The sequence below is a fragment of the Niveispirillum sp. FG156 genome (assembly GCF_057809555.1).
This window is the reverse complement of record NZ_JBMDKE010000027.1, coordinates 1-26,670: the sequence shown is the minus strand read 5'-3', so window position 1 is coordinate 26,670 and position 26,670 is coordinate 1. Positions and strand designations below refer to the sequence as shown.

At 62.8% G+C, this 26,670-nt stretch carries 20 protein-coding genes and 1 pseudogene; 9 read left to right on the top strand and 12 right to left on the bottom strand.

Annotated elements, in window-relative coordinates:
* Window positions 1-13 precede the first annotated feature (13 nt).
* Window positions 14-796, top strand: a complete 783-nt coding sequence (locus ACODSP_RS17665) for a MetQ/NlpA family ABC transporter substrate-binding protein (RefSeq protein ID WP_488966877.1) — start codon at window positions 14-16, stop codon at window positions 794-796.
* Window positions 797-1,015: 219 nt separating this feature from the next.
* On the opposite strand, the gene ACODSP_RS17660 is transcribed toward ACODSP_RS17665, so the two are convergent.
* Window positions 1,016-2,419: an amino acid permease gene (locus ACODSP_RS17660; RefSeq protein ID WP_488966876.1), complete on the bottom strand. Its 1,404-nt coding sequence runs from the start codon at window positions 2,417-2,419 to the stop codon at window positions 1,016-1,018.
* Window positions 2,420-2,631: 212 nt separating this feature from the next.
* On the opposite strand from ACODSP_RS17660, the gene ACODSP_RS17655 reads away from it, so the two are divergent.
* The gene (locus ACODSP_RS17655; RefSeq protein ID WP_488966875.1) at window positions 2,632-3,912 is read left to right on the top strand and encodes an MFS transporter; all 1,281 of its coding nucleotides are present in this window, start codon (window positions 2,632-2,634) and stop codon (window positions 3,910-3,912) included.
* Between the two features lie 67 nt (window positions 3,913-3,979).
* On the opposite strand, the gene ACODSP_RS17650 is transcribed toward ACODSP_RS17655, so the two are convergent.
* The 6 genes from ACODSP_RS17650 to bla form a co-directional block, all read right to left on the bottom strand.
* A complete protein-coding gene (locus tag ACODSP_RS17650) occupies window positions 3,980-5,260 on the bottom strand; it encodes a TRAP transporter large permease (RefSeq protein ID WP_488966874.1) in 1,281 nt (426 codons plus the stop codon).
* On the bottom strand, window positions 5,260-5,757 hold the full coding sequence (locus ACODSP_RS17645) for a TRAP transporter small permease (RefSeq protein ID WP_488966873.1): 498 nt from the start codon (window positions 5,755-5,757) through the stop codon (window positions 5,260-5,262). Before ACODSP_RS17645 ends, ACODSP_RS17650 begins: the two co-directional genes overlap by 1 nt.
* Window positions 5,754-6,782 (bottom strand): TRAP transporter substrate-binding protein, encoded by a 1,029-nt coding sequence (locus tag ACODSP_RS17640; RefSeq protein WP_488966872.1) that lies wholly within the window; start codon window positions 6,780-6,782, stop codon window positions 5,754-5,756. Before ACODSP_RS17640 ends, ACODSP_RS17645 begins: the two co-directional genes overlap by 4 nt.
* Before the next feature lie 256 nt (window positions 6,783-7,038).
* A complete protein-coding gene (locus tag ACODSP_RS17635; RefSeq protein ID WP_488966871.1) occupies window positions 7,039-8,127 on the bottom strand; it encodes a glycoside hydrolase family 88/105 protein in 1,089 nt (362 codons plus the stop codon).
* A gap of 213 nt (window positions 8,128-8,340) precedes the next feature.
* Window positions 8,341-9,621, bottom strand: a complete 1,281-nt coding sequence (locus ACODSP_RS17630) for an ABC transporter substrate-binding protein (RefSeq protein WP_488966870.1) — start codon at window positions 9,619-9,621, stop codon at window positions 8,341-8,343.
* 278 nt (window positions 9,622-9,899) lie between these two features.
* Window positions 9,900-10,685, bottom strand: a complete 786-nt coding sequence (bla, locus tag ACODSP_RS17625; protein ID WP_488966869.1) for a class A beta-lactamase — start codon at window positions 10,683-10,685, stop codon at window positions 9,900-9,902.
* A gap of 207 nt (window positions 10,686-10,892) precedes the next feature.
* Here bla and ACODSP_RS17620 point away from each other — a divergent pair, with 207 nt between their 5' ends.
* Complete coding sequence (locus tag ACODSP_RS17620) at window positions 10,893-11,768, top strand: LysR family transcriptional regulator (protein WP_488966868.1); 876 nt, start codon at window positions 10,893-10,895, stop codon at window positions 11,766-11,768.
* A gap of 30 nt (window positions 11,769-11,798) precedes the next feature.
* Entirely contained in the window at window positions 11,799-12,017 is a 219-nt protein-coding gene (locus tag ACODSP_RS17615) for a hypothetical protein (protein ID WP_488966867.1), read from the top strand.
* Here ACODSP_RS17615 and ACODSP_RS17610 read toward each other — a convergent pair.
* Entirely contained in the window at window positions 11,984-12,664 is a 681-nt protein-coding gene (locus tag ACODSP_RS17610) for a Fe2+-dependent dioxygenase (RefSeq protein WP_488966866.1), read from the bottom strand. The two genes, ACODSP_RS17615 and ACODSP_RS17610, sit on opposite strands and share 34 nt — an antisense overlap.
* Before the next feature lie 299 nt (window positions 12,665-12,963).
* Complete coding sequence (locus ACODSP_RS17605) at window positions 12,964-15,330, bottom strand: TonB-dependent receptor (protein ID WP_488966865.1); 2,367 nt, start codon at window positions 15,328-15,330, stop codon at window positions 12,964-12,966.
* 221 nt (window positions 15,331-15,551) lie between these two features.
* Here ACODSP_RS17605 and ACODSP_RS17600 point away from each other — a divergent pair, with 221 nt between their 5' ends.
* Window positions 15,552-16,472: a hypothetical protein gene (locus ACODSP_RS17600; RefSeq protein WP_488966864.1), complete on the top strand. Its 921-nt coding sequence runs from the start codon at window positions 15,552-15,554 to the stop codon at window positions 16,470-16,472.
* Window positions 16,473-16,474: 2 nt separating this feature from the next.
* On the opposite strand, the gene ACODSP_RS17595 is transcribed toward ACODSP_RS17600, so the two are convergent.
* A complete protein-coding gene (locus tag ACODSP_RS17595) occupies window positions 16,475-17,182 on the bottom strand; it encodes a hypothetical protein (RefSeq protein WP_488966863.1) in 708 nt (235 codons plus the stop codon).
* A gap of 178 nt (window positions 17,183-17,360) precedes the next feature.
* Between ACODSP_RS17595 and ACODSP_RS17590 the strand changes: the two genes are divergently transcribed.
* From ACODSP_RS17590 to ACODSP_RS17580, 3 genes are read left to right on the top strand one after another with little or no spacing between them, the layout of a single operon-like run.
* The gene (locus ACODSP_RS17590; protein WP_488966862.1) at window positions 17,361-18,320 is read left to right on the top strand and encodes a UDP-glucuronic acid decarboxylase family protein; all 960 of its coding nucleotides are present in this window, start codon (window positions 17,361-17,363) and stop codon (window positions 18,318-18,320) included.
* 33 nt (window positions 18,321-18,353) lie between these two features.
* Window positions 18,354-20,318: an O-linked N-acetylglucosamine transferase, SPINDLY family protein gene (locus ACODSP_RS17585; protein WP_488966861.1), complete on the top strand. Its 1,965-nt coding sequence runs from the start codon at window positions 18,354-18,356 to the stop codon at window positions 20,316-20,318.
* Window positions 20,315-22,171: an O-linked N-acetylglucosamine transferase, SPINDLY family protein gene (locus ACODSP_RS17580; protein ID WP_488966860.1), complete on the top strand. Its 1,857-nt coding sequence runs from the start codon at window positions 20,315-20,317 to the stop codon at window positions 22,169-22,171. Before ACODSP_RS17585 ends, ACODSP_RS17580 begins: the two co-directional genes overlap by 4 nt.
* On the opposite strand, the gene ACODSP_RS17575 is transcribed toward ACODSP_RS17580, so the two are convergent.
* The gene (locus tag ACODSP_RS17575; protein ID WP_488966859.1) at window positions 22,172-23,587 is read right to left on the bottom strand and encodes an HlyD family type I secretion periplasmic adaptor subunit; all 1,416 of its coding nucleotides are present in this window, start codon (window positions 23,585-23,587) and stop codon (window positions 22,172-22,174) included. It abuts the gene before it with no gap.
* Window positions 23,587-25,677 (bottom strand): peptidase domain-containing ABC transporter, encoded by a 2,091-nt coding sequence (locus ACODSP_RS17570; RefSeq protein WP_488966858.1) that lies wholly within the window; start codon window positions 25,675-25,677, stop codon window positions 23,587-23,589. The genes ACODSP_RS17575 and ACODSP_RS17570 overlap by 1 nt, the downstream gene beginning before the upstream one ends.
* A 513-nt stretch (window positions 25,678-26,190) precedes the next feature.
* On the opposite strand from ACODSP_RS17570, the pseudogene ACODSP_RS17565 reads away from it, so the two are divergent.
* A pseudogene (locus ACODSP_RS17565) lies at window positions 26,191-26,670 on the top strand (beta strand repeat-containing protein); the annotation flags it as partial.

Below are 26,670 nucleotides of genomic sequence, written 5' to 3'. Positions count from 1 at the left end.
AAGGCCCGAAACCATGCGCATTTCCGCCCTGCTGGCCGTTACCGCCGCTCTCCTGGCCGCTGCCCTGCCCGCCCAGGCAGAGAAGGTCCGGATCGGTGTGACCCCCGGCCCCCATGCTCAGATCATGGAAGTGGTGAAGAAGGAGGCGAAGGCCCAGGGTCTGGACCTGGAAGTGCTGGAATTCAGCGACTATGTCGTGCCCAACGCCGCCCTGGACAGCGGCGACCTGGACGCCAACAGCTTCCAGCATCAACCCTATCTGGACAATCAGATCACCGACCGGGGCTTCAAGCTGGTGTCCGTGGGCAAGAGCGTGACCTTCCCGCTGGGCATCTTTGCGGCCAAGGCCAAGTCCCTGGACGCGCTGCCCAAGGGGGCCAAGGTCGCCATCCCCAACGACCCGACCAATGGTGGCCGCGCCCTGCTGCTGCTCAGCCATGAGGGCCTGATCGGCGTCGATCCCAAGGTGGGGCTGAAGGCCACGGTGCTGGACATCACCCAGAATCCGAAGAACCTGAAGATCGTGGAACTGGACGCAGCCCAGCTGCCGCGCAGCCTACGCGATGTCGACGCCGCCGCCATCAACGGCAATTACGCGCTGGAGGCCGGGCTGGACCCCGTCAAGGACGCCATCGCGCGGGAACCCGCCAACGGCCCCTATGCCAATGTCATCGTCGTGCGCGCCGCCGACAAGGATAAGCCTTGGGTGAAGAAGCTGGTGGCCGTCTATAATTCCGCGCCGGTGAAGGCCTTCATCGAGACAACGTTCAAGGGCGCCGTGGTCCCCGCTTGGTAAAATCTGGAGTCCCTGTGATGTTCTGACAGGCCACTGGTATGATTGCCGTAGGTCGCGGGTGAGCCGAAGGCGAACCCCGACATCAATGGCACCGTCGCTCGTCGGGGTTCACTCGCGTTCACCCACGACCTACGGCACGGGTCAGGTAGAACCACAGGCAGCCACAAAAAAGGCGGGCACGAGGCCCGCCTTTTTCATGTCCATCCAGCGGGCGTGTTCTTACGCCAACCCCGCCGCCGCGTGCTTCTTGCGCAGTTCGTAGATGACCAGGCCGATGGCCAGCCAGATACCCAGGCGCAGATAGGCATGCTCGCCCAGAACCGAGATCAGGTAGCCGCAGACAACGATCGACACGATGGGGATCAACGGCACCCATGGCACCCGGAACGGGCGCGGCGCATCGGGCCGGGTACGGCGCAGGACGATGACGCTGACCGACACCATCATGAAGGCCAGCAAGGTGCCCGACGACACCAGTTCCGCCAGGAAGTCGATGGGGAACAGGGCCGCCAGCGACGCCGCGATGCTGCCCGTGATGATCGTGCTGACATGCGGGGTGCGGTATGTGGGATGCACCTTGGCAAACAGCGACGGCAGGATGCGGTGCTGCGCCATGGCGAAGAACACGCGCGGCTGCGCCACCAGCAGCACCAGGATGACCGAAGTCAGGCCCGCGATGGCACCCAGCGATACCAGCGGCAGTATCCAGGACACGCCCTCACCCATATTCGCCACGGCCAGCGCCACCGGCGACGGCACCGACAGTTGCGTGTAGGGCACGGTACCGGTCAGGACCAGCGACATGGCGATGTAAAGGACGGTACAGACGGCCAGCGAGCCCAGAATGCCGATGGGCACATCCCGCTGCGGCTTGCGCGCCTCCAGCGCCGTGGTCGCGACCGCGTCGAAGCCGATATAGGCGATGAACACCACGCCCGCCGCCTTCATGACACCGCTGATCCCATACTGGCCGAAGGTGCCGGTATTTTCCGGGATGAACGGGGTCCACAGGGTCGGATCGACATGGAAGGCGCCGACGGCGATCACCACCAGGATGACCGTCACCTTGATCAGCACCACCACCATATTGGCCGCTGACGAGCGCTTGACGCCGATCACGGCGCAGAGCGTGGCAAGCCCGATAATCATGGCCGCCGGCAGGTTGATGATGGCGCCCGTGGCCTCCAGATGGCCATTGGCCAGCTTGAACGGCGCGCTGGTGAAGGCCTTGGGCAAGGACAGGCCAACACTGTCGCAGAGCGCCGAGAGATAACCCGACCAGCCGACAGCCACGAAACTGGCCGCCACCAGATATTCCATGATCAGGTTCCACCCGACCAGCCAGCCGATGCGCGGCCCCAGCGCATCGCGCGTGTAGCTGTAGGCACCGCCCGATTCCTTCGACGTCGCCGCCAGTTCCGAATAGCACAGGCCCGCGCAGGCGCAGGCAAAGGCCGCCAGAAGGAAGGAAAGCGACACGGCCGGGCCCGCATAATCCGCTGCGGCCGAACCCGTGATCACGAAAATGCCGGCGCCGATGATGCAACCGACCCCCAGAAGCACCAGCTGCACCGGGCCTAAGGCCGGCAGCAAGCCGCTGCGATGATCCCCGCTATCTTTCATTATGACCCCTGAGGTCTGTCGTTTATGCACGCTTTCTATGTCGTAGACGCATCGGGGGCAAGAACATATAGTTTCATTTGAAACGATTATCATCCCAACACTTTCCGCAACCGGTGTCATTGCAATTGACACCGGTTTCCACTAGGGTCTGCTGCCAGATAAGGGCTGCGTCAGACGGCTTGGCTATATCCTGCAAGACCCAGGGGAAAACGATGGGAAGTGAAACGACCGAGAATAGCGGCGTCAAGGTCGGCATGGTCCGCTGGATCGTGGTGGCTTTGCTGTTCACCGCCATGGTCATCAACTATGTCGACCGTGGCATGCTCGGGTTCCTGAAATCCGATCTTTCCAAGGAATTTGGCTGGTCGGAAACCGACTATGCCGACATCGTGCTGTGTTTCCAGGCAGCCTATGCCGTGTCGTACGTGGCCTTTGGCCGGGTGATGGACAAGATCGGGGTGCGCTGGGGCTATGCCCTGGCCTTTACCATCTGGACGCTGGGCCATATGTGCCATTCGGCGGCCCGCTCGCTGGTCGGGTTCATGATCGCCCGCGCGATCCTGGGCGTGGGTGAAGGCGGTGCCTTCCCCGGCAGCATCAAGGCCGTGGCCGAATGGTTCCCGCGCAAGGAACGCGCCTATGCCACGGGCCTGTTCAATGCCGGCAGCAATATCGGCGCGATTATCACGCCGCTGGTCGTGCCCTTTCTGGCGCTGACCTATGGCTGGCAGATGGCGTTCATCATCACCGGTATTGCCAGCCTGCTCTGGCTGCCGCTGTGGATCATCGTCTATCGCCGCCCGCGGGAGAGTAAGCTGCTCAGCCCCGCCGAACTGGCGCATATCGAAAGCGATCCGCCCGACACGACGGAAAAGATCGGCTGGCTGCGTCTGCTGCGCGTGCGGGAAACCTGGGCCTATGCCATGGGCAAGTTCCTGATCGATCCGATCTGGTGGATGTTCCTGTTCTGGCTGCCTGACTTCCTGGGCAAGCGGCATGGGCTTGACCTGAAAAGCTTTGGCCCGCCGCTGGTCGTTATCTATCTACTGTCGGACGTGGGCTCGGTCGCCGGCGGCTGGCTGTCATCCAAGCTGATCCATCGCGGCGCCACGGTGAACCGGGCGCGCAAGCTGACCATGCTGGTTTGCGCGCTGTGCGCCACGCCGGTGGCCTTTGCCGCCTTTGCCGATCAATTGTGGGTCGCGGTTCTGATCATCGGTCTGGCAACCGCCGCACACCAGGGCTTCTCCGCCAACCTCTACACCCTGCCGTCCGACGTGTTCCCGCGGTCGGCAGTAGGGTCGGTGGTGGGTATCGGCGGCATGCTGGGTGCCATCGGCGGCATGGTCATGGCCAAATATGCGGGCTATGTGCTGGACAAGCTGGGCACCTACACGCCGATCTTCGTGGTCGCCGCCACGGCCTATCTGCTGGCGTTGCTGGTCGTGCACCTGCTGTCCCCACGCATGGAAGCGGCACAGATCAAGGATTGATCCTTCATCATCCCTTGTCGCGTGAAAGGCCGGCACCCCCACGGGTGCCGGCCTTTTTCTTTTGCGCCTACTTCACCATGTTCGGCAGGGCCAGCGACAAAGCCGGCACATAGGTCACCAGGATCAGCGCCACCAGCAGGGCCATGTAGAACGGGAAGATGGTCTTCACCGCCTGTTCGATGCGGATCTTGCCGACTGCCGCGCCGACGAACAGCACCGATCCCACCGGCGGTGTGACAAGCCCGATACCCAGGTTCAGCATCATGATGATCCCGAAATGCACGGGATCGACCCCCACCTGCATGGCGACCGGCAGCAGGATAGGCGTGGTGATGACGATCAGGGGCGACATGTCCATGAAGGTGCCCAGCAGCAGCAGGGCGACATTGATGATCAGCAGCACCAGGATCGGGTTATCGGTCAGCGCCGTGATCAGACCGGCCAACTGCGCCGGTGCCTCCATGATGGCCAGCGCATAACCAAACGCCGTGGCCGCCCCGATGATCATCAGGACCATGGCGGTAATCCGCACCGACTGAGTCACCGTCTCCAGAAACTTGGACAGGCCGAGAGAGCGGTAGACCAGGGCACCGACAAGCATCGTATAGACGACCGCGATGGCGGAGGACTCGGTGGGGGTGAAGATGCCCGATAGGATACCGCCCATGATGATGACCGCCGTCATGATCCCCGGCATTGCATAGAGCAGTGCCTTGAACAGGGCGGACCAGCCCGGAAATGTCCCCGTCGGGTAATTCCGCCGCCGCGCCACCAGCCACGCCACCACCCCCAACAACGCCGCCGACAGCAGACCGGGAACGACACCGGCCAGGAACAGGTCGCTGATCGACACGCCGATGCCGCTGGCAGCCGAATAGATGATCATGTTGTGCGAGGGCGGGATCAGTAGACCGACAATGGCCGCCGTGACGGTGACATTCACCGCATAATCACCGTCATAGCCCCGCTCCCGCATCAGGGGGATAAGGGTGGAGCCCATGGCACTGGCGCTGGCGATGGCCGAACCCGACACGGCCCCGAACAAGGTGGAGGCACCGACATTGACCAGACCCAGCCCGCCGCGCGCCGGTGCGAACACCGCCCCCGCGACCTGTACCAACCGTTCGGCAATGCCTGATCGGTACATCAGGTCGCCGGCAAAGATGAAGAACGGGATGGCCATCAGGGAAAAGACGCTGATCCCCGATGCCATGCGCTGAAACACCACCACCAGCGGGATATCCAGCGCCATGAAACAGGCGATGGACGCCCCCAGAAGCGCGAAGGCCACCGGCACGCCCAGCATCAGCAGGACAACCAGGGCAATGCCCAGAATTGCGATTTCCATCACACCACGTCCTTTTCCGCCGCCGCCGGCCCCGCCAATGTCTTCAAAATGCGTTCCAGCGCGAACAGCACGATCAGCCCGCCCGCCAACGGCAGGCCCAGATAGGCAAAGCCGCGCGACAGGCCTAGCGACGGGATGACATGTCCCCAGGTGCGGATGACCAGATCACCGCCCCAGAACAGCATGGCCGCCCCGATACCCCCCACCACCAGTTCGGCCAGCACATGCATGGCCTTGCGCAGCGGCGGGGACACCATGTCCTCCACGGCGGTGATGCGGATATGGAACCCCTCCCGCACGCCAACGGCTGCTGCCAGGGTGACGAACCAGATCATCAGGGTCAGGGCCGCCTGTTCCGACCATGACGGGCTGGAATTCAGGATGAAACGGCCAAAGACCTGCCAGGACACGATGGCCGTCATCGCGATCAGCCCCAGCCCCGCCAGCCCGATAAGCAGGTTTGATGCCAGACGGGTAAGATTTGCCAGATGGTTCATGGTGCGCCCTCCCCTGTGCCGGCCCCGTCATCCATCGCCTCAATCGCGGCGACCAGACGCTTCTGTTCGGGCGTCGTGACGAACCGGTCCCAGACCGGTCGCATCAGATCGGAAAAGGCGGCGATATCGGCCACCTCATTGACCTTCACGCCACTGGCCAGCAGCTTTTCGGTGGCCTCCGTCACGCGGCGATCCCACAGCGTGCGCATGAAGGGCACCGACTGCCGCGCCGTCTCCTGCACCAGTTCCCGGTCAGCGGCTGACAGCTTCTCCCAACGTGCCATGGACATGACCAGGATCTCTGGCGCCATGACATGCCGGGTCAGGCTGTAAAACGGAGCGGCTTCGAAATGCCGGCCCGTGAAGTAAGACGGCTGGTTATTCTCCGCCCCGTCTATCACGCCCTGCACCAGGGCCTGATAGACCTCGCCTGCATCCATGGGCGTGGCGTCGGCTCCTAGCGCCTTGATCATGGCCACGAACAGGTCGGAATTCTGCACCCGGATTTTCAGACCTTTCAGGTCTTCCGGGGTCTGAATGGGCCGCTTGGTATTGTAAAAGCTGCGTTCGCCGCTGTCATAGAAACAGAGGCCCACCATGCCGTGGGGCCGCAGGCTGTCCAGCACGGCCTGCCCTACCGCCCCATCCAGTGCGGCCCGCATAAGGGCCGTGGACCGGAACAGGAAGGGCAGTGACGGGATCACCGTCATCGGCTCAATGGCGGTCAGGGGGGCAAGATTGACCCGGTTCATGTCCAGCCCGCCGAAGGTGGTGATCTCCAGCGTGTCCCGCTCGGCCCCCAGCTGCCCGCCGGCATAGACATGGATGCCAAGGCGCCCATCTGTCCGTTCCGACAGAAGCCGCCCCATCTCGTTGACGGCCTGCACCGTGGGATAATCAGACGGGTGTGTATCGCTGGAGGTCAGCATACGCCCGCCCCGACGCTCACAGCCTGATAACAGGCCAAGGGCGCCCATGCCGCCCGCCCAGCCAAGGACGGCGCGGCGCGTCATAAAATCTGTCATGTCATGCACCCGATCCAGATGACGGGGCACGAAGTGCTGCCATCCCCGCCACCAATTTTTGTTTATTGACGAAGGTAACCGGTATCATAACGCGATCAGGAAACACTCCCGCACCAGGGCCGACGGACAGGTCCGACAGGCCCCGGGGACAGGAAAGCTCCCGGACCTCGCTACAGATATGTATGACAACCCCGATTACGAGGGGTGATGTGCAGGATCGGCGGGATTTTTCGCCACGCGTGCGCGGCCTTCGGCCCTATCGCCGCATCGCCTCGGCCAACGCCATCATCAACGCACCGACGCCCTTGGGGTCGTTGGGGACCACCGGTTCTGACAGGTAATACGCGTAGCTGCCGTCGCGATAGGGATCATTGCCCAAGCCCGCGACGCCGCAGATGCCATCCAGTTCGGTTTCGGTCAGGAAGTCGCGGATAATGGTCCGCAGCGCCGCCTCCCCCGCCCGCCCGTGATCGGGCGGCAGCAGGCCCAGGCGGCATCCGGCCATCAGGGAATAGGCGATCATCAGGCTGGCCGAGGTTTCCTCATAATTGCCCTCGTCCCCGCCCCGGTCCAGCACCTGCCACCACAGGCCCCGCGCGCTGCGCACCGCCATCAGGGCGATGGCCGCGTCCTGGAACATGGCGATCAGGGCCGCCCGGCCCGGCCCGTCGAACAGGGCGGCGAGTTCGATGCAATCGATCATGGCCATCATGAACCAGCCCATGGCCCGGCCCCAGAAACAGGCCGACAGGCCCGTCTCAGGATCGGCCCAGCGTTCCTGCCGGCTTTCGTCCCAGCCATGGTAGTAAAGCCCGGTGCGGGGGTCGCGCATATGGTCGCGCACCTGGATGAACTGGTGGACCACATCCTCCCAGGCATCGCGGTCACCGGTCGCCACCGCCTGTGCCGTCACCAGCGGCTGCGCCATGTACAGCCCGTCCAGCCAGACCTGCCAGGGATAAATCTGCTTGTGCCAGTAATTGCCGGACTTGGTACGCGGATGGGTGCGCAGTTGATCGATCTGGGTTTCGATGGCGCGGCGGAACCGTTCCTCGCCTGTGCGGTCATAAAGCGGGAAGAAGACCTTCGCGGGCTTCACATTGTCGATATTATATTCGGCGGGATCAAAGCCCGCGATCACGCCTTCCTCGTCGACCCTTGCGCCCACCTTGTCATGGACGAAGTCGGAAAATTCCGACCGGCCCGTGGCGTCGGCCAGGTCCAGGCAGCCCTTGAAGATGCAGCCATCCTCATAATTCCAGGTCGGCTTGAAGAAATCCCAGCCCCCCAGGTAATGGCGCAGGAAGGGCAGGACCTGCGGTCCGAAACGGCGGAAATCATGCATGATGGGGCAGGCACCGCAGGCGGGAGGGCGTTGAATGATCGTTCAGCTTAATCGAACTGGAAACCGGTGTCATCATTCCCATCACTCTATCGTCCCGGCTAGCCGTTCGTTTTCCTCAAACGCCGGCGCCGCATCCGCGGCTTGGCTTCACGCCGCACGTGCGGCACGGCGGCAGTCGCCGCCGGAGCTGTTTCCGGTATACCGAAAACAGCTCTATCTTATCACCCGTTTCAGAATGCCGTTGATCTCCCGCTCCATGGCGTGCCCGGCCTCTTCCGGGGTCAGCATGCCATAGCCCAGTTTCTCCAATATATCGTTGAAGCCGTCGCGCACGCGGGCATGCTCATAATACCCCGACAGGACAATGCCGCGCGGCAGGCTTTCGATCTGCCGCTGCCCTTCCAGGGCCAGACCCGTCAATTGCCCGTCCTCCTCCAGGGTGCGCCGGGCCGCCGCACTGGCCGGCACCCCGCGCCGCGCCCCCAGGATGCGCACCCCCTCCGGGTCATTCAGCAGGAATTGCAGCAGCAAGGCCGCCTCGCGCGGGTGCTGCGTCTGCCGGTTGATGGCATACATCATGGCGGGTTTATAGAGCAGACCCGGATCGACGGCCCCTTCCAGCATGGGATAGGGGGCCAGGACCATTTTCTGCCCCGGCTCCAGCGTTTCCACATATTTGCCGACCGAACTGGTCCATTGATAGATGCCGGCATAGCGGCCCGTGATCCAGGGCCGCGTCTCCTGTAACTGCACATGCCCGAAGCTGGCACGTTCGCGGGCCGTGGGCACCACATGCTGATCCACCAGCCGCTGATAGAGTTTTGCCGCCGCCACCAGCAGGTCGCGGTCTGCGGTCAGGCGCCTTGCCTCCTCATCAATGAAGGGCAGCTGGGTTTTCTGGCTTATCCAGCTATAGAGCAGGGCCACCGTATCCTGAAAATTCATGTCCAGCGGGTAATAGTCGGGACCCAGCCGGTCCCGGAACAAGGGGCCTGCGGCCAGTAGCGCGTCCCAACTGTCAGGGATGGGCAGGCCCGCCTTGGTGAAGGTGGTCTTGTTGAACCAGAACAGCCGCGCGGTCATGTTGGGCGGCAGGCCGTTCAGCCGCCCGCGCACCGACGACATGGTGATGGCGTCCTGGTCGAACTGGCTGAGGTCGATGATATCGGCGACCTGGGCCAGGTCCAGGAACCCTTCCCCATCGCGGGAGAACAGCTTCAGCCAGTTCCAGTTGACCATCATCACGTCGGGGGCGGTGCCGCCGGCGATCTGTGTGGTCAGCCGTTCCAGATGACCGACCCAGCCCGTATATTCCGCTGTCACCTTGATACCGGGATAGCGAGCCTCGAACGCCTCCAGGGCGCGCAGCTGGGCGCGGTGGACATCATTGCCGCCCCACCAGGACATGCGCAGATGCACCCCCTCCTGCGCCCGCACCGCCGGCACCGCCAGCATGGCCGCCGCCGCCAGGAATTGCCGCCGCCCGATGGCCAACCCGCCCCCTCCCTGCCCGCTTATCCTTGTCCCCTTAGGTAACCGATTTCCGGCGCGTTGTCAGTTTATCAGCCTGAGATACTGCCCGATGCTATAGCCCTCACCCTCCCACCGCTATGCGGTGGGCCCCTCCCTCTCCCGCAAGCGGGCGAGGGGCAAAAACTTCTCCCCTCGCCCACGAAGGTGGGAGAGGGAGGGGCCCATTGGCGCAAGCCAATGGGAGGGTGAGGGCAAAATCCCAACTATCGATCAATCTTTCCAGCCAGCTTGTCAGTTTATCAGACCGTGCCATAGGCCTTGGCCACGATGGCCGCGACCTCGGCATGGATGATGTTGCGGACGGCCTTGTCCGCCGTGGGATTGGCGTAATAGCTCGTCAGCAGCAGCGGCCCGCCCGCGGGCGGCCACAGGATGGCGACATCATTGTTGAAGGCGCCATAGGTGCCGGTCTTGTCCCCGATACGCCATCCCGCCGGCAGACCGGCGCGCAACCGCTCCTTGCCGGTACGGTTATCGATCATCCAGTCGGTCAGGCGCTGACGCGACGCCGGGGTCAGCACATCGCCCAGCAGCAGCGACCGCAGCAGACCCAGCATGGAAACCGGTGTGGTCGTGTCCCGCAAATCACCCGGCCCCACCACATTCATCGCAGGCTCGATCCGGTCCACCCGCGTCACGCCATCCCCCGCCGCGCGCAGAAAGGCCGTCAGCGCCGCCGGCCCGCCGCTTTCGCGCATCAGGACATTGGCACCCGTATTGTCGGACTGGATCATGATGGCCTGGCACAGGTCGTTGATGCTCATCCCCTTGTCCACATACGGATCTGTTAGGGGCGACCAGTCGACCAGATCCTGCTTGCCGAACGTCACCATCCGGTCCAGCCGCTCCTGCCCCGCATCGACCCGCGACAGGATGTAGCCGGCCAGCAGGAACTTGAACGTGCTGCACATGGCAAACCGTTCATCGCCGCGCCAGTTCATGGCGGCCCCTGTCTTCGTGTCCAGCAAGGCCACGCCCAGCCGCCCAGCCCGCGCCCGCTCCAGTGCGGCCATAGCTTCCCTCATGCCATCCATGGGGGCGGCACCGGCTGGCATCGGCGCCAGCCCTTTCAGGGAAGCGGCGGCCAATGCGCCAAAGAATACTGTATTTCCAATAAGTTGTCGTCGCGTCAGCATCTCTGTCTCCCTTGTTGTGCGGACAAGGTAATGGCGCTGTCAGACCCCGACAAACTGTGATAAATCGGATTAAGCATTAGAAAAACTAGGCTATTCATGACCCGCCCGCACCTGCCCCTGAACGCATTGCGCGCCTTTGAGGCGTCGGCGCGGCACCTGTCCTTCACCAAGGCCGCCATTGAGCTTTGCGTGACGCAGGCCGCCGTCAGCCATCAGGTGAAGGGGCTGGAGGCCCGGCTGGGCGCCACCCTGTTCCGCCGCCTGCCGCGCGGTCTGGTCCTGACGGATGAAGGCATGGCCCTGCTGCCCGGCGTGCGCGACAGCTTTGATCAGATTGCCCGCCTGCTGCACCGGTTTGATGGTGGGCCGGTCACAGAATTGCTGTCGGTCGGTGTGGTCGGCACCTTTGCCGCCGGCTGGCTGCTGCCGCGCATCGACGGGTTCCTGGCCGACCATCCTTTCATCGATCTGCGCCTGTCCACCAACAATAACCGCGTCGATATCCAGGCCGAAGGTCTGGACGCCGCCATCCGCTTCGGTGACGGCGCATGGCACGGGATGGAGGCGCAGGCCCTGTTCACGGCGCCGATGTCCCCCCTCTGCATCCCGGCCATCGCCGCCCGGCTGCAAGGTCCCGCCGATCTGGCGGGGGAACGGCTGCTGCGGTCATACCGGTCGGATGAATGGCCCAACTGGTTCGCCGCCGCGGACGCCACCTGCCCGCCCTTGCGCGGCCCCGTCTTCGACAGTTCCTGGATCATGGTGGAGGCGGCGTTGCAAGGCCATGGTGTGGCCATCGCGCCCGTGATGATGTTTGCCAAGGAGATCGCGGCAGGCCGTCTGATCCAGCCCTTCACCCCCACCATCACCACGGGCCGCTACTGGCTGACCTGGCCCAAATCCCGCCTGCCCGGCCCCGCGCTGAAGGCGTTCTCGGCATGGCTGGCGGGGGCGGTTGGAGAGTTATCTTGACTTTCTCTCACCATCACCCAGCATACTCGTATGGAAACCAAGCTCACTTCTGACCTGGAAGACAGAATCGCCATCTTGGCGGATGTCCGCGCCAGTATTGATGCTGCTGAGGCAGAATGTGCCGTTGGTGGTGGGCTGGTCGTGTCATCGGATAATGAGCGTCTGGTCATCGACATGATCAAGCGTCATGGCCGCGCCATAGCCGCTGTCAGCCCTCACACCTCCGCCCAGCGGCGCAGCAGATTGTGATAGGTGTTGGTCAATGACAGGATGCCCGGATGATCAGGCATATCCTTGTTCAGCGCCAGGATGGCCATGTCCATGTCGAACAGGGTCCGGCGCTCGCCATCATCGCGCACCATGCTTTGCAGCCAGAAGAAGGAAGCGACGCGCGCGCCGGCCGTCACGGGCCGGACATGGTGCAGGCTGGAACTGGGATACAGCACCATATGCCCCGCCGGCAGCTTGACGGCATGGTGACCATACAGGTCCTCCACCACCAGCTCTCCGCCCTCATATTCATCGGGATCGCTGAAGAACAGGGTACAGGACAGGTCGGTGCGGATGCGCGGGCCGCCGAACGGCACCTGACGGATGGCATTATCGACATGGGGGCCGAAATGCTGCCCCCCGGCATAGCGATTGAACAAAGGCGGGAATACCCGCGCCGGCAGGGCAGCCGACATGAACAGCAGGCTCTTTGACAAGGCATCCAGGATCACCTGACCCAGCTGCTGCGCCACCGGGTGGCCTTCCGGCAGCTGGCTGTTCTCCTTGACCTTGCCCGACTGGAACCCCGCGGTGACCTTGCCATCGACCCAGTCGGCGGCATCCAGCGCCGCGCGGCACTGCCGCACCTGCTCCGGGGTCAAAACGTCGGGAATGCTGATCATCATGATGAAGGGTCCTGGCAGAAAGCTGTGATACCAATGGTCATAATTTATGACCGTTGGTACGGCGGTGACTACCGCCGCGCCGCCCATGCGGCGTAGCCAAGGGCGCGGATGCGCCCGCCGGCGACTGAGGGGCACGAAATCTTGACCATCGGTCATGATTTCGTGTCACTGGGATGAGGCGCAGCCTATAACATCCGTAAATGCGATCCACTCTGATTTGCATCAAACCAACCATGAAAAAGGCGGCGGCCGCTTCACGCGACCGCCGCCACAGCTTCCAATCCCGCGGGACGGGCGGATCAGAAGCTGTAATTCACCGTCAGCATGGCGTTGCGCGCCTCGCCCGGCGTAGCCCAGCCGCTGGCCGCAACGTTGCGGACGCGGGTGTAATAGGTCTTGTCGAACAGGTTGTTGACGTTCAGTCGCAGTTCGATCTGATCATTGACGAAGTAGCTGGCCGAGGCGCGGTGGACCCAGTAGCTGGGAACCGCATTCATCAGCGTCGTGGAGTTGCTGGGATAGATCTTGCCCTGATATGTCGCGCCATAGCCGACCTGGACACCGATGGGCAGATCATAGGTGGTCCACAGGCTGAAGGCATGCTTGGGCGTGCTGGTCAGCGGCGCACCCTTGCGGCCATTATTGGCGGCCAGTGCCGTGGCGCAGGCGGCGACCGTCGGGTTGGCCAGACAGAAGTCGGACACGCCCTGCAGAACCTCGCTGTCCAGATAGGTATAGTTGGCGAAGACATTCCAGCCTTCGGCCACCATGCCGGCCACGCCCAGCGCCACACCATCCACGCGGGACTTGCCGTCCAGCTGCTGATCCGGCACCGCCGGGTCGTTGGAGGTGACCTTGTAATTGGTGCGCTCATTGCGGAACAGGGCGGCCGTCAGGGCCAGACGGGCGTCCAGCAGGTCCCACTTGGTGCCGATCTCGTAATTCTTGGCGGTTTCCGGATCGACATTACAGGTGGTGCTGGTACCGGTCGCGGTGCAGGAGCCGTTGACCGCACTCTGCGACGGGGTCTTGGAATTGCCGATGGCGACATAGACACTGCCATTGGGCAGCGGCTTGTATACGGCGCCGGCGCGCCAGGAGAACAGGTTCTCCTCATTGCGGGCCACGGGAGCCGCCGTCGTCGTCACGCCGGTGGTGGCATAGGCGAAGCTGGTGGTCTGATAGCTGCCCTTGTTATGCTCCCACCGCACGCCGCCATTCAGCTCGAACTGGTCGTTCAGCTGCACGCGGTCGAAGAGGTAGAGCGCCTGATTCTCCAGCTCGCTGTCGGCATCGGCGGTGACGGCGAAGTTCACCGGGCCGTTCCAGACATTCTCTGGATTGGCGATGGTGATGGGGGTGAAGCTGGCGGTGGGCACGGTGCCATCGGCATTGCGCAGGCGGTTGCCCGACTTCTGGTCAAAATTCTCCGACGAGATGGAGGCACCCAGCACCAGATCATGCGTGATGCCGCCCGTCACGACCTTCGCCTTCAGGTCGGTCTGGTTATACAGCATGGTGGTGGTGGCATCGCGGGTGATGCCGCGGTTGGTGTTGGGCGTGAACAGGCCGCGCGTGGTGCAGGCCGCCCCCGTATAGGCGTTGATGCCGCTGGACAGGCACCAGGTACCCTGCAGGTAGGACGTGGTGACGAACGCGTCCACCTTCTGCCAGCGCGACAGGTTGCTGACCGACAGGCTGTCGTTGAAGCGATGGTCGATCTTCACCGTACCGGCATTGACCGTGCTTTCCTGGGTGTCGATGTTGCGATAGCCGTAATAGGCCTCAGCATCGGCCCCCGGCAGAATGCCGTTGGAATAGGCGTTCAGGGCGTAGGGCACGCCATATTGCGGGATATTATTATCTTCCTGATGGAAGTAGCTGAACGAGACCTGCGTATCGCTGCGCAGACCCAGGGTCAGTGACGGCGCGATACCCCAGCGCTTGAATTCCTCCACATCGCGGCCCGGCACGTCATTGCGGTGCCACATGCCGTTGATGCGCAGCGCGGTATTGTCGTCCAGCTTCTGATTCGCATCGACGGTCGCGCGATAGTAATTGTCGGTGCCGATGCCGGCGCTGGCCTGGGTGAAGCTATCGTCCTTGGCGGTCTTTGACACCAGATTGATGGTGCCGCCGACGGAGCCGGAACCCGAATAGACGGAATTGGCACCGTTCGTGACCTCGACCTGTTCCAGGTTGAAACTGTCGGAACGGACATAGGCGCCGCTGTCGCGCACGCCATCCACGGCGATGTCGCTGGTGGCGCTGTACCCACGCATGGTGATGCTGTCGGAACCGCCGGCCCCGCCCTCACCAGCGGCAAAGGTGATGCCGGGCACGTTGGACAGGATATCCCGCAGGTTCAGCAGGTTCTGTTCCTTGATCACCGTGCTGGGGATAACGGTGATGGTCTGCGGCGTCTCGCGCAAGGGCGCCGCATATTTCGGGGACGCGACCACTTCCGGCTTGTTGGCGGGTGCCGCCGCCTGACCTTCCACCCCCAGGGTCGGCAGAATGACGGTCTTCTTCTCGCCTTCCTTGGCGGTGGGCGCCGTCGCCTGCTGGGCCAGCGCCGGGGCGGCAGAGGCCGCCACACCAACGGACAGGGCCGCCATCAGGGCCATACGGCCGCGCGCCACCTGGGAATTCATCTTCTCGTCCATCTCTCTCAAACCTTTCTGGTGCGCCCCACAGGTACGCAAATGCTTCTTATTCGCTTATGATGTCAGCAGTTTTCCCGACATCACCGATCCCGTCCGGCAGAGACTATATTGCGAAGCGTTCGCATTCGCAAACTATGAGGTGGGCATATCCATGCGACATCAACGCACGGCCTATGCGGATGGAACATAACAGGGGGTGGACTTCTGAGAACCAGGCAATTATGAGTAAAAATCGCACGCAAAAACACCAAGATCGCAGCCCACATATGTCACCTCAAATTCCGCTCCCCCACCAATTTTCCCCAACAGATGAGAAACAAAAGAAATTAACCACAACACATATCCTTCCATTATTGAATGAAATCTTTGATTTACTTCTAAAAATCAGGGCAAAAATTGACCCAACCTTAAGTTCAATTCACAACAAGGATCCCAAGAAGCCATACCCCTTGGGTCTTTGCCGTGAAATCACGGATGCGGTCCGCGACGCCTTGTTCCTGAGGCTGCGGCGGCCACGCAGCCGTGTTGACCGCGCCTTGGTGGCCTTCCTGCAGGAAGGGGGCATCATCCGTCCCATCTGGGGGGCTTTGCGGGGACGTTACTTTCAGAATGCCACGCAGATCGGCACGCTCTATATCGACGTCTCGAACGACACGGTGGCCGTGATCAAGCCCAAGGTGGAAATCCTGCCGATCGAGAGAAGCGGGATGGAAGCTGTCCGCGACATCGCCCATTACCGGCAGATCGTCGGCCTTTACTGGAATGTGGAACTGTATGCCAATCTGGTGGCCCCGACGCTGGCCCCCATCCTTCCGATGGTCAGTGTGGACAAGCATGGAGCGGCGCAGCTGCAGGCGGTCGGCGATTACATGATTGCCCTGGCGATGCGCGACCAGTTCCGCAATGCAGAGGAATGGCTGACAGACGGGCCGGCGCCGCCGGCGCATGTTATCGACGCGTTCCAGGCAAGCTTGCCGCCGGATCTGCGCCTGCCGGCCGGACAGGATGCGCGGCAAGCCGCGATCCAGGCTTGTCAGATCGCCCGGACGGAGCGGCGCGATAGCGACATGGCATGGCGGCGGGATCGTCTGCTCGACTATTACCGCTTCCGCGACCATGCCACCGCCATGGCCGGCGCCTGACCTTACGGCGGGCTGTCCAGTGCGAACAGCAGGACCAGGCCGGCAGTGTCGGCACCACCCCCGGCCTGGCGCAGGTCAAGCGACCGGCAGGCCGGTGCCATGGGGGCGGCGACAGCGCTGTTGACGAAACGGGAGAACACGTCGTCGGTCATCTCCCGATTGCCCCCAAGGAAGGCCGCCCCCCGCACCTTGCCGTTCGCGGGGTCGAAATAGATGCCGATTTCAGCACGGAAACTGCCGGCCCCGCGCGGCAGCGGCGGGGGTTCCCAGCAATCCATGATTTGGCTGCGCAGCAACGGCCCGGCCCGGCCCGACAGATCATCAATCTTGGCCCAGTTGACGGGCGGCGCCGGGGCTTCGGCGATGGTGGTTTCGCCCTGCTGATGGCTGGGCGGCGGGGCCGGCAACCGGCTGGACATGGAAGGCTGCTTGGCCTTGGGCGGTGGAGCGGCTTCCTTCTGCACCTTCGGGGTCAGCGCCTCGATCCGGAGTCGCGCCAGGGCGGAGAAGCGGCCCGCCGGATAGGCGTGGAGATAGGCATAATATTCGGCAATATCCTTGGAATCCCGTACGCTTTCCCAGAAGACCAGTTCCGGGTCAGCAGGACGCACGGGTGCAGCCGGGGTTTGCACAACCGGTGGCGGACTGCCGCAGGCCGCCAATGCCAGAAGACCAGTCAGCGCGATGCAATGACGAAGGGCGATGGCCAAGGCAACATCCTCTGGGATGGGCAGGCGGCGGTACCGCCAAGCTTTTGAACGGCAGAAACAGGAAGAGACACGCTTCTCCTTGGCATGCCCCCCCTGCGCTGGGTTATAGATTAAGCATGTTGATCATGAAAGACCCGCCATTCGGCGCGGCCTTCGCGAACGCCCAAGAAGGATAAGCATGAAACGCGCACGCAAGCGGGTATTGGTGGCTGGGGGTGCCGGTTTCCTGGGATCACACCTGTGCGAACGACTGCTGAATGACGGACACGAGGTGCTGTGCGTCGATAACTTCTTCACCGGCTCGCGGGAGAATATCCGGCACCTGATCCCCAACCCCTATTTTGAGGTGATGCGCCACGACGTCACCTTCCCGCTCTTTGTGGAAGTGGATGAGATCTACAATCTCGCCTGCCCCGCATCGCCCATCCATTATCAGTTCAACCCCGTGCAGACGACGAAGACCTCTGTCCATGGGGCCATCAACATGCTGGGGCTGGCCAAGCGAACCAAGGCCAAGATCTTCCAGGCCAGCACGTCGGAAGTATATGGCGATCCGACGGTACACCCGCAGACCGAAGATTATCGCGGCAACGTGAACCCGATCGGGCCCCGCGCCTGCTATGACGAGGGCAAGCGCTGCGCGGAAACCCTGTTCTTCGACTATCATCGCCAAAGTGGCGTGAACATCCGCGTGGCCCGCATCTTCAACACCTATGGCCCGCGCATGCACCCCAATGACGGGCGCGTGGTGTCGAACTTCATCGTGCAGGCCCTGCAGGGCCATCCGATCACCATCTATGGCGAAGGCACCCAGACCCGGTCCTTCTGCTATGTCGATGATCTGATCGAGGGCTTCATCCGTCTGATGGCCGCCCCGGATGAGGTGACCGGCCCCATCAATATCGGCAATCCCGGCGAATACACGATCCGTCAGCTGGCGGAGAATGTAGTGCGGCTGACGGGCGCCAAATCGGAATTCGTCTGGAAACCCCTGCCGCAGGACGACCCGCTGCAGCGCTGCCCCGACATCACCAAGGCCAAAACCCTCCTGAACTGGCAGCCGACCATCCATCTGGAGGAAGGGTTGACGCGCACCATCGCCTATTTCGCCGATCAACTGGGCGTGTCCCAGGCCTGATCATCCGTCCCGTCAACTGACGCGTTGCAAGCCATGGATATTTACGAGCTGTTTGCCCTCGCCCACGCCACCGAAGCGGAGCATGGCAAGGGAGCCGCCATCCGTGTCTATCAGGAATGGCTGGCGGCCAATGAAGGGCACCCGGCCATACATGCGGCCTGGTTCAATCTCGGCTCACTGCAATTGAGCGGCGATGACGGCAATGGCGCGCTCTATTCCTTTAATGAGGCGGTGCGTGTGCGGCCGGATTTCACGCCCGCCGTCATATCGCTGGGGTCCGCCCTGGAACGGGTGGGCCAGATCGATATGGCCCTCAACTATTGGGGCCATGCCGTCAGCAACCTGTCGGGCGTTTCCTCCGACACGGTCAATTACAAGTTGACGGTGTTGAAGCAACTGGCCCGCGTGCGGATGAGCCGGCAGGAAATGTCCGAGGCGGAGGAGGTGCTGCGCCTGTCGCTGGATGTGGCGCCGGGACGGCGGGAGGAAATGCAGCACTGGGCCAATGTCCGTCAACGGCAATGCAAATGGCCGGTGCTGCAATCTTTCGGCCCCGTGACGCCGGAAAAGATCATGGCCACGCTGGCCCCTCTGACCCTGGCCTATTTCACCGACGACCCCATACTCAGCCTGGCCAATGCCTACTCGCACAATCGGCTGGATGTGGGTTGGCCCGATGAGTTCAAGACCAACGCCGATTTCGCCCATCGCCGCCGCGCGCCCGACGGGCGGCTGCGTATCGGGTATCTCTCGTCCGACCTGCGCAACCATGCCATCGGCCACCTGACGGTGGAAATGTTCGGCCTTCATGACCGCTCCCGCGTCGAGGTGACGGCATTTTATTGCGGCGTCCGCCTTGAGGATGCGGTGATGCAGCGCATCCGGGGCAGTGTTGACCACTGGCACGATATCACGGGCCTGGATGATGCGGCCGCAGCGGCTCTGGTGGAGGAGTGCGGGATCGACATCCTGGTCGATATCAATGGCAATACGCGGGATGCCCGCACACGGATGCTGGGCCGCCGGCCCGCCCCGGTCATCGTCAACTGGCTGGGCTATCCCGGCACGATGGCCAGCCCCTATCACCACTACATCATCGCCGATCCGGTGATCATTCCGCCCGGATCAGAGAAATATTACAGCGAGAAGGTGGAACGGGTCCCCTGCTACCAGCCCAATGACCGCTACCGGGTCATCTCGCCGGAACCGCAGACGCGGGCCCAGCATGGATTGCCGGAACAGGGCGTGGTGTTCTGCTGTTTCAACGGCCAGCAGAAGATGACCCGCTTCAATATGGCCCGCTGGCTGGATATCCTGCGGCAGGTCGACGGTTCCGTGCTCTGGCTGCTGCGCGGCGGAAACGAGGGTGATCATCGCCTGCGGGAAGAGGCGGCCAAGGCCGGTATCGACCCTGCTCGTCTGATCTTCGCCCCCTATGCCCCTAATGCCGATCATCTGGCACGCTATGTCCTGGCCGACCTGTTCCTGGACAGCAGCCCCTATGGCGCGCATACGACGGCATCGGATGCGTTGTGGATGGGGGTGCCCGTCCTGACCCTGCCCGGTCGGGGCTTCGCATCCCGTGTCTGCGCCTCGCTGGTGACGGCTGCCGGCACGCCGGAATTCGTGTGTGACAGCCCGGCAGCCTATGTGGAGATGGCCGTGCGGCTGGGACGTGACCCGGCAGCCCTGGCCGCCGCCCGGCAAAAGCTTCTGGACCTGCGCCACACGTCCGTTCTGTTCAACACCAATGGTTTCGCCCGTGCGATGGAGGATGCCTTTGACCGCATGTGGGCGGAATGGGAGGCCGGCGCCCTGCCCGTCCCTGACCTGACCAATCTGGACCTCTATCTGGAAATCGGCAGCGCCATGGACCATGATGCCGAGGAGTTCGGCTTCCTGCCGGATTACGAGGAACGGTACCGCAAGGCCCTGGCCAAGCGGCACGCCCTGACACGGGTGCCGCGCGATGTCAGACTGTGGACACAACCGGCATGACGGCGCTCTGCGCTATCGATCTGCTGATCGCCGATCTGCGGGGGGCGCCGCCGGGCCTGTCCCCGGTTGATCCGGCAACGCGCAGCCGCTGGCGGTCTCTGCTATCCGGCTTGCCGGCGATTGAGGCGATGGCCGCCGTGGCGCAGGCAGACCCAATGCCCAACCGGCACTGGGCCGCCGACATGCTGCATGAATGGCTCGTTTCGCCCGGCAATGGCGGTGTCGACAGCGCCCCGATCTGGTTCAATCTGGGCGTCGAACTGGCCGCACGGGGGGATACCGGCGCAGCGGCAACCGCCTACAGCAACGCCCTTCTGTTGCAGCCGGCCTTGTGGCAGGCCACCATCAATCTCGCGGGCATCCGCGAGGCGGCGGGCGATACGCAAACAGCCCTGGCGACCATCAACACCGCGCTGCAGGATGACGAAGCGCGAACCAAGCTGCTGAACCAGCGGGGCCGGCTGCTGGAAAAGCTGTCCTGCCTGGATGAGGCGGAAACAACTTATTATCGAAGCCTGCTGACCAAACCCGACCAGCATTATGTGGTCCAGCATTGGGCCTTCGTCCGGCAGAACATGTGCGCTTGGCCCTTGTTCGGGCCGGGCATCCCCGGCTTGACGGTTGAACAGCTGCGCGACCAATGCGGTGCGCTCGCAACGCTTGCCTTGGCCGACAATGTGGCCGAACAGCACCGGACGGTGCAATCTTGGCTAGACCGCCGGCCCGTGCCTGCGACCCAGAAACTTGCTCCGCCCTCCGGCTATGCCCATCGCCGGCTGCGCATCGGCTACATGTCGTCGGATTTCTGCCGCCATGCCATGACTTTCCTGGTGGCCGAACTGCTGGAACGGCACGACCGTGACCGGTTCGAGATCTATGGTTATTGCTCCAGCCCGGATGATGGCAGCGACATGCGGGCCCGCGTGCTGGCGGCCTTGGATCATTGCCGCCTTGTCCGCGACAAGGACCATGAAACGGTCGCCCGCCAGATCCGGACCGATGAGATCGATATCCTGATCGACCTCAACGGCATCACCGTCGGCGAACGGCTGGACGTGCTGCGCTGGAAACCGGCGCCGGTGCAGATGACCTATCTCGGCTTCATCGGGCCGGTACCGATCCCGGAGCTGGACTACATTCTGACCGACGAATATGCCATCCCACCTGCCATCGCGGATCAATATTGGCCCCGCCCGCTCTATCTGCCCGGCGTCTACCAGGCCAATGATGGCCTGCCCGTACCGATGGCCGATATCAGCCGCGCGGATGAAGGACTGCCGCAGGACCGATTCGTCTTCTGCTGCTTCTGCGGCTCCTACAAGATCTCCGAAGCGATGTTCGCCCTGTGGATGCGCATCCTGGCCCGCACGCGCGACAGCGTCCTCTGGCTGCTGGAGGATAATCGCTGGGTGGTGGGCAATCTGCGGGCACAGGCGGCACGGCACGGGGTCGATCCCGACCGACTGCTCTTCTCCCCCCGTGCCATGCCAGACCGTTACCGCGCCCGCATGGCGCTGGCCGATCTGTTCCTGGATACGACACCTTATAATGCCGGCACCGTGGCCAGCGACGCGTTGCGTGCCGGTCTGCCGATCCTGACCCTGTCACGGGAAACCTTCGCCAGCCGGATGGCCGGGGCCCTGTTGCGGGCTATGGACCTGCCGGAACTGATCACCACCAACGATGATGATTATGTCGACCGGGCCGTGGCACTTCACGACACGCCAGACCTTTACCGGGCGATCCGCAGCCGGACCACGCCCGAACGCTGGCAGGCCACCCTGGGCGACACGCAGACATTCGCGCGCGGGTTTGAGGCGACGCTGGACCGCGTCGCCATCCGGGCGGACTGATCAGGGTTCGTTCAGCGACTCGTCCAGGCCGCGCAGCACGGGATAGAGGAAATAGGACATCAGGCTGCGGCTGCCGACCTTGATTTCGGCCTGCACCACCATGCCCGCCGTCAGAACCGCACCCTGCGGCATGCGCTCCAGCGTCAGGCTTTCAAGATCGACCTGCGCCGTATGCACATAGGCACCGGCAACCGTCGGCGTGCGCAGCGCGTCCAGCGGCTCCGCCGTACCCGGCACAAAGCTCTGCCGGGAGACCGACCGCAGCCGGCCCTTCAGCATGCCATGGCGCTGGAACGGGAACGGCCCGACCTTCACCTCCACCAGATCGCCCGCCTTGACATAGCCGATGTCACCGGACTGGATCACCACCTCGGCAATCAGCGGCGTATCCAACGCCACCAGGGTGATCAACGCTTCGGCTTCCCGCGCGATGGAACCGGGCGACAGGCGCGCCACCTCCTGCACAACGGCATCGGCAGGGGCCGTCATCTCCACCAGATCGTTGCGGCGGACGGCCTTGGCCAGATCCTCATCGACCTGGGAGGCCTGACGGCGCGTCTCCACAAGCTGTTCCAGAAGCTGGCGCTGCCAGTCATCGACAAAGTTGCGCCGCTCGGCCCGCTTTGCGGCCAGATCGGCCTGCAATTCCTTGATACGGTTGCTGGTGGCCTGAAGCGACCGCTCGGTCTCCAGACGCTGGGCTTGGGCCTCCAGAAGCTGTAGCCGCGACCCCGTCTGCGCCTTGAAAAGCTGGGAGCGCAGGTTTTCCACATCGCGATAGACCACCATCTGGGCCATCAACGACTTCTCATCATCCTGGGCGGCCCGCTGCGAGGCATCAAGACTGACAATGCCGCTATCCAGACTGTCCAGATGCGACCGGTACTGGGTCTGGCGCTGCTGGAACAGCCGGGCCTGCAACGCCATGTCTGGATCGTCACTGTTTGCCATGGTCTCGGGCAAGGTCTTGCCCGCCGCTTCCGCCTCCAACCGCCGCAGCTGCGCGAACAGGGCGCGCTGCTGCGCCGACAGGGCGCTGCGGTCGGCCAGCGTGAAGGTCGGGTCCAACGTGGCCAGCAACTGCCCCTTGGTCACACGTTCACCGGGCTGCACCAACAGCTGACGCACGATGGAACGTTCCAGCGGCTGCATCACGATGGGCGGCACCTGCGTGGCCAGGCGGCCTGTGGACACCACGACACGGTCCATCTGAACGAAGCACGCGATGATGGCCAACAGCGCCAGCATCCCCGCCGCAACCAGATGGGGGGCCCCCAAGATGGGTGGCGGCGGTTCGCGGACGATCACCTCCAGTTCCGACTGGTACTCGATGGCTTCGGGGGCCACATGCAGACGCGGGGCCGGCGTCCCGTAGAACCGCCGCCAGCGCTCACGCAGACCCTGGAAGGGCCGCATCAATGGATGTGCTGTGTCTGGGTTTGCCATAGGTGCCGATAAATGTCGCAGCGTTGCAGCAGGATGGAGTGCGGGGCGCAGTCAACCAACTTGCCCTGTTCCAGAACGATGATCTTGTCAGCCTTAACCAAAGATGACAGCCGGTGCGAGACGATGATCATGGTACGTCCCTCGGCGATACGCGTCAGGTTACGCTGAACAATGGCCTCGCTGTCCGGGTCAAGCGCGCTGGTCGCCTCATCAAAGATCAGAAGACGCGGCTGTGTCACCAGGGCACGGGCGATGGCGATACGCTGGCGCTGACCGCCGGAGAAGTTGGAAGCATTCTCCTCGACCATCGTGTCATAGGACAAAGGCAGCCGGTCGATAAATTCGTCGGCGCCCGCCATCTGGGCCGCCTGAAGGATTTCATGAAGGGGCGCGTCGGGACGCGCCGCCGCGATATTCTCACGGATGGTGCCGCGGAACAGAAGATTGTCCTGCAGCACGACGCCGATGGACTTGCGCAGATGGTTCAGCTCGATATGACGCAGATCGACACCGTTCAGCTTGATCAGACCTTCCTGCGGGATATGGATGGACTGGATCAGGCGGGTGATCGTGGTCTTGCCCGATCCTGACCGGCCGACGATACCGACAACCTGACCCTCCTCGATATCGAAGGACACACGGTCCAGCGCCGGTGTGGCGCCGGGAGCATAGCGGAAGGTCACATCCTCGAAGAACATCTTGCCCGTGATATACGGACGGGACTGACGGGAATGACCACTGCGCTCCGGCTCGGCATTCATCACCTCGCCCAGCATGCGCACCGACAGGTCCGCCTCCTGATACTCGTTGATCAAGGCCACGATCTGAAGCAGCGGCCCCGTGACGCGACCCGACAGCATGTTGAAGGCGATCAGCGCGCCCAGTGTCATGGCACCGTCGAAGACCTGAACGGCACCGATGGCAAGCACGCTGATCTGCATCAGCTTTTCCAGGCCGCCGGTCAGCACGGTCCCCAGGATGCTGATGCCGCCAACCTTGGCATGGCGCCGGACGGCCAGGGCCACCTTGCTGTCCCATGCCTGTTGCCGGTTCTCTTCAAGCACCAGTGACTTGACGGCGCGCATGGAATGCAGCGTTTCGACCAGATGGGCCTGACGGCTGGCCTCGGTCTCGTACAACCGTCCCAGGTGCAGCCGGAAGATCGGCACCATGAAGCCGATGATCGCCGCGATGACAACCGAGAAGGCCAGCACCACAGCCGTCAACAGGCCGCTGTAAAGGAACAGCAGCACCAGCAGCACCGGCAATGTGACGGTATCCAGGAAAACCTGGAACAGCCTGCCGGTCAGGAAATGACGCAGCTTCTCCGTCTGCTGCATGTGCCGGGTCAGGATACCCGCACTGTTGCGCTCGAAGAAATGCAGCGGCAGCGAAAGAAGGTGCCGGAAGGTGCGGCTGGTCAGCTTGGCATCGATCTTGTTCGATGCCAGCAGCATGAGATTCTGGCGGACATAGCCAAAGAACCCGTCGAAGACCGTCAGCAATATATAAAGCAGGACGATGACAAACAGCGTCTGGTAACTATGGTGGGTAATCACCTTGTCGACCAGCACCTGGAACATCATCGGCAGCGCCAGGCCGATCAGATTGGCCATGATGGCCGCGATGGCGACGCCACGGAAGAATTTCGCGTTGCGCAGAATCTCCGGCAGGAACCAGCGAAAACCGAAGGGCTGGTTCTCATCCATCAGTGCCCAGACACGCTTGGCCAGGATGATCTCGCCCGTCCAGGTGGAGGTAAATTCCTCCTCGGACAGGAACCGGACGCCCTCAGCCTCACGCATGGGGTCCAGCACGGCGGCCGACATCCGGCCCTCCACCTCCATCGCATAGGCAAGAATGACCCAGCTGCCATCCTTCCGGATCGCAATTGCCGGGTAAGCACTGCCTAGGTGACAGGCGGACTTCCAGCTGACGCGTGTCTTACGGCCCTTAAGGCCAGCGCCATGCATGCACTTCAGTACGGCCGGTACGGGATCGCCGGGCACATCGGGCGGCAACTCATCCGGATGGAGTTGCACGCCATGGTGCAGCGCCACCAGAAAAAGACACCTCAGAACCGTCATGTAAGGGGACAATCGCCACGTCCATCGGCAGGAAAGGGGGTCAACGTGACCCGGAAACTAAAGCGATTCTCCAAAACACACGACAAAAAAGCGACATGCCCGCTCCCGAAGGATGCAATTGATCCATCATCTAGGCCCAAAGGCATAAACGATCTGAAATACCTCAGACGCAATACAGGTCGCGGCGCGTTTCGTGGGGGGTACACCGAATGTAACTTGACTCATCCTCATGATGGGTATTCTATCCACACTGACCCAAAAAATTTGGGCGCCTATACCAAAAGGGGAATGAACACGGCCTTGCGGCTGCGCCTGTTGTTGCGCGTCCGCGGTTGGGTACCTTTCCGGTTGTCGGCTCCAGATTGCGTGGGCTTCGGTTAATTCGGCATATGTCTTGCAAGGCAAATTCGGATTAATCGAGAAGGAGATCTTCCAGGCAGGGAGGGTTTCCGTAGATCCACTTTTTCATTCTCTGGAGTCCTAGCCATGTCGATCCTCTCGTTTCTCTCGACTACTCAGATCGGCCAGCTGAGCACGACGGCAATCGGCAACTGGACGACTTCAGACCTTCGTCAGCTCTCCTCGACACAAACCAGTGCGCTGTCGACCACCCAGATTGGGGCTCTGACAACGACGCAGATGGCGGGGCTGCTCACAACGCAGCTGTCGGGACTTGCGACGACAACCGTTGCCGCGCTGACCAGCACGCAGCTGAATTCGATTTCGACGGCCAACCTGACGGGTTTGAGCACGACGCAGTTCACTGCGCTCACCACAACTCAGGTTTCCGGCCTCAGCACCACGCTGGTTCGCAGCCTTAACAGCACCTACATTGCCAATCTCTCGACGACGCAGATCGGCGGATTGAGCACCACCCAGATCACCTCGCTGACCACCGCCCAGGTGCAGTCGCTGGAAACCACGGACGTCGCGGCCCTGTCCACGACCCAGATCGTGGCCCTGACC

Coding starts and splice junctions, on each gene's coding strand:
- ACODSP_RS17665 (WP_488966877.1), top strand. CDS start 14: ATGCGCATTTCCGCCCTGCTGGCCGTTACCGCCGCTCTCCTGGCCGCT.
- ACODSP_RS17660 (WP_488966876.1), bottom strand. CDS start 2,419: ATGAAAGATAGCGGGGATCATCGCAGCGGCTTGCTGCCGGCCTTAGGC.
- ACODSP_RS17655 (WP_488966875.1), top strand. CDS start 2,632: ATGGGAAGTGAAACGACCGAGAATAGCGGCGTCAAGGTCGGCATGGTC.
- ACODSP_RS17650 (WP_488966874.1), bottom strand. CDS start 5,260: ATGGAAATCGCAATTCTGGGCATTGCCCTGGTTGTCCTGCTGATGCTG.
- ACODSP_RS17645 (WP_488966873.1), bottom strand. CDS start 5,757: ATGAACCATCTGGCAAATCTTACCCGTCTGGCATCAAACCTGCTTATC.
- ACODSP_RS17640 (WP_488966872.1), bottom strand. CDS start 6,782: ATGACAGATTTTATGACGCGCCGCGCCGTCCTTGGCTGGGCGGGCGGC.
- ACODSP_RS17635 (WP_488966871.1), bottom strand. CDS start 8,127: ATGCATGATTTCCGCCGTTTCGGACCGCAGGTCCTGCCCTTCCTGCGC.
- bla (WP_488966869.1), bottom strand. CDS start 10,685: ATGAGGGAAGCTATGGCCGCACTGGAGCGGGCGCGGGCTGGGCGGCTG.
- ACODSP_RS17620 (WP_488966868.1), top strand. CDS start 10,893: ATGACCCGCCCGCACCTGCCCCTGAACGCATTGCGCGCCTTTGAGGCG.
- ACODSP_RS17615 (WP_488966867.1), top strand. CDS start 11,799: ATGGAAACCAAGCTCACTTCTGACCTGGAAGACAGAATCGCCATCTTG.
- ACODSP_RS17610 (WP_488966866.1), bottom strand. CDS start 12,664: ATGATGATCAGCATTCCCGACGTTTTGACCCCGGAGCAGGTGCGGCAG.
- ACODSP_RS17605 (WP_488966865.1), bottom strand. CDS start 15,330: ATGGACGAGAAGATGAATTCCCAGGTGGCGCGCGGCCGTATGGCCCTG.
- ACODSP_RS17600 (WP_488966864.1), top strand. CDS start 15,552: ATGAGTAAAAATCGCACGCAAAAACACCAAGATCGCAGCCCACATATG.
- ACODSP_RS17590 (WP_488966862.1), top strand. CDS start 17,361: ATGAAACGCGCACGCAAGCGGGTATTGGTGGCTGGGGGTGCCGGTTTC.
- ACODSP_RS17585 (WP_488966861.1), top strand. CDS start 18,354: ATGGATATTTACGAGCTGTTTGCCCTCGCCCACGCCACCGAAGCGGAG.
- ACODSP_RS17580 (WP_488966860.1), top strand. CDS start 20,315: ATGACGGCGCTCTGCGCTATCGATCTGCTGATCGCCGATCTGCGGGGG.
- ACODSP_RS17575 (WP_488966859.1), bottom strand. CDS start 23,587: ATGCGGCCCTTCCAGGGTCTGCGTGAGCGCTGGCGGCGGTTCTACGGG.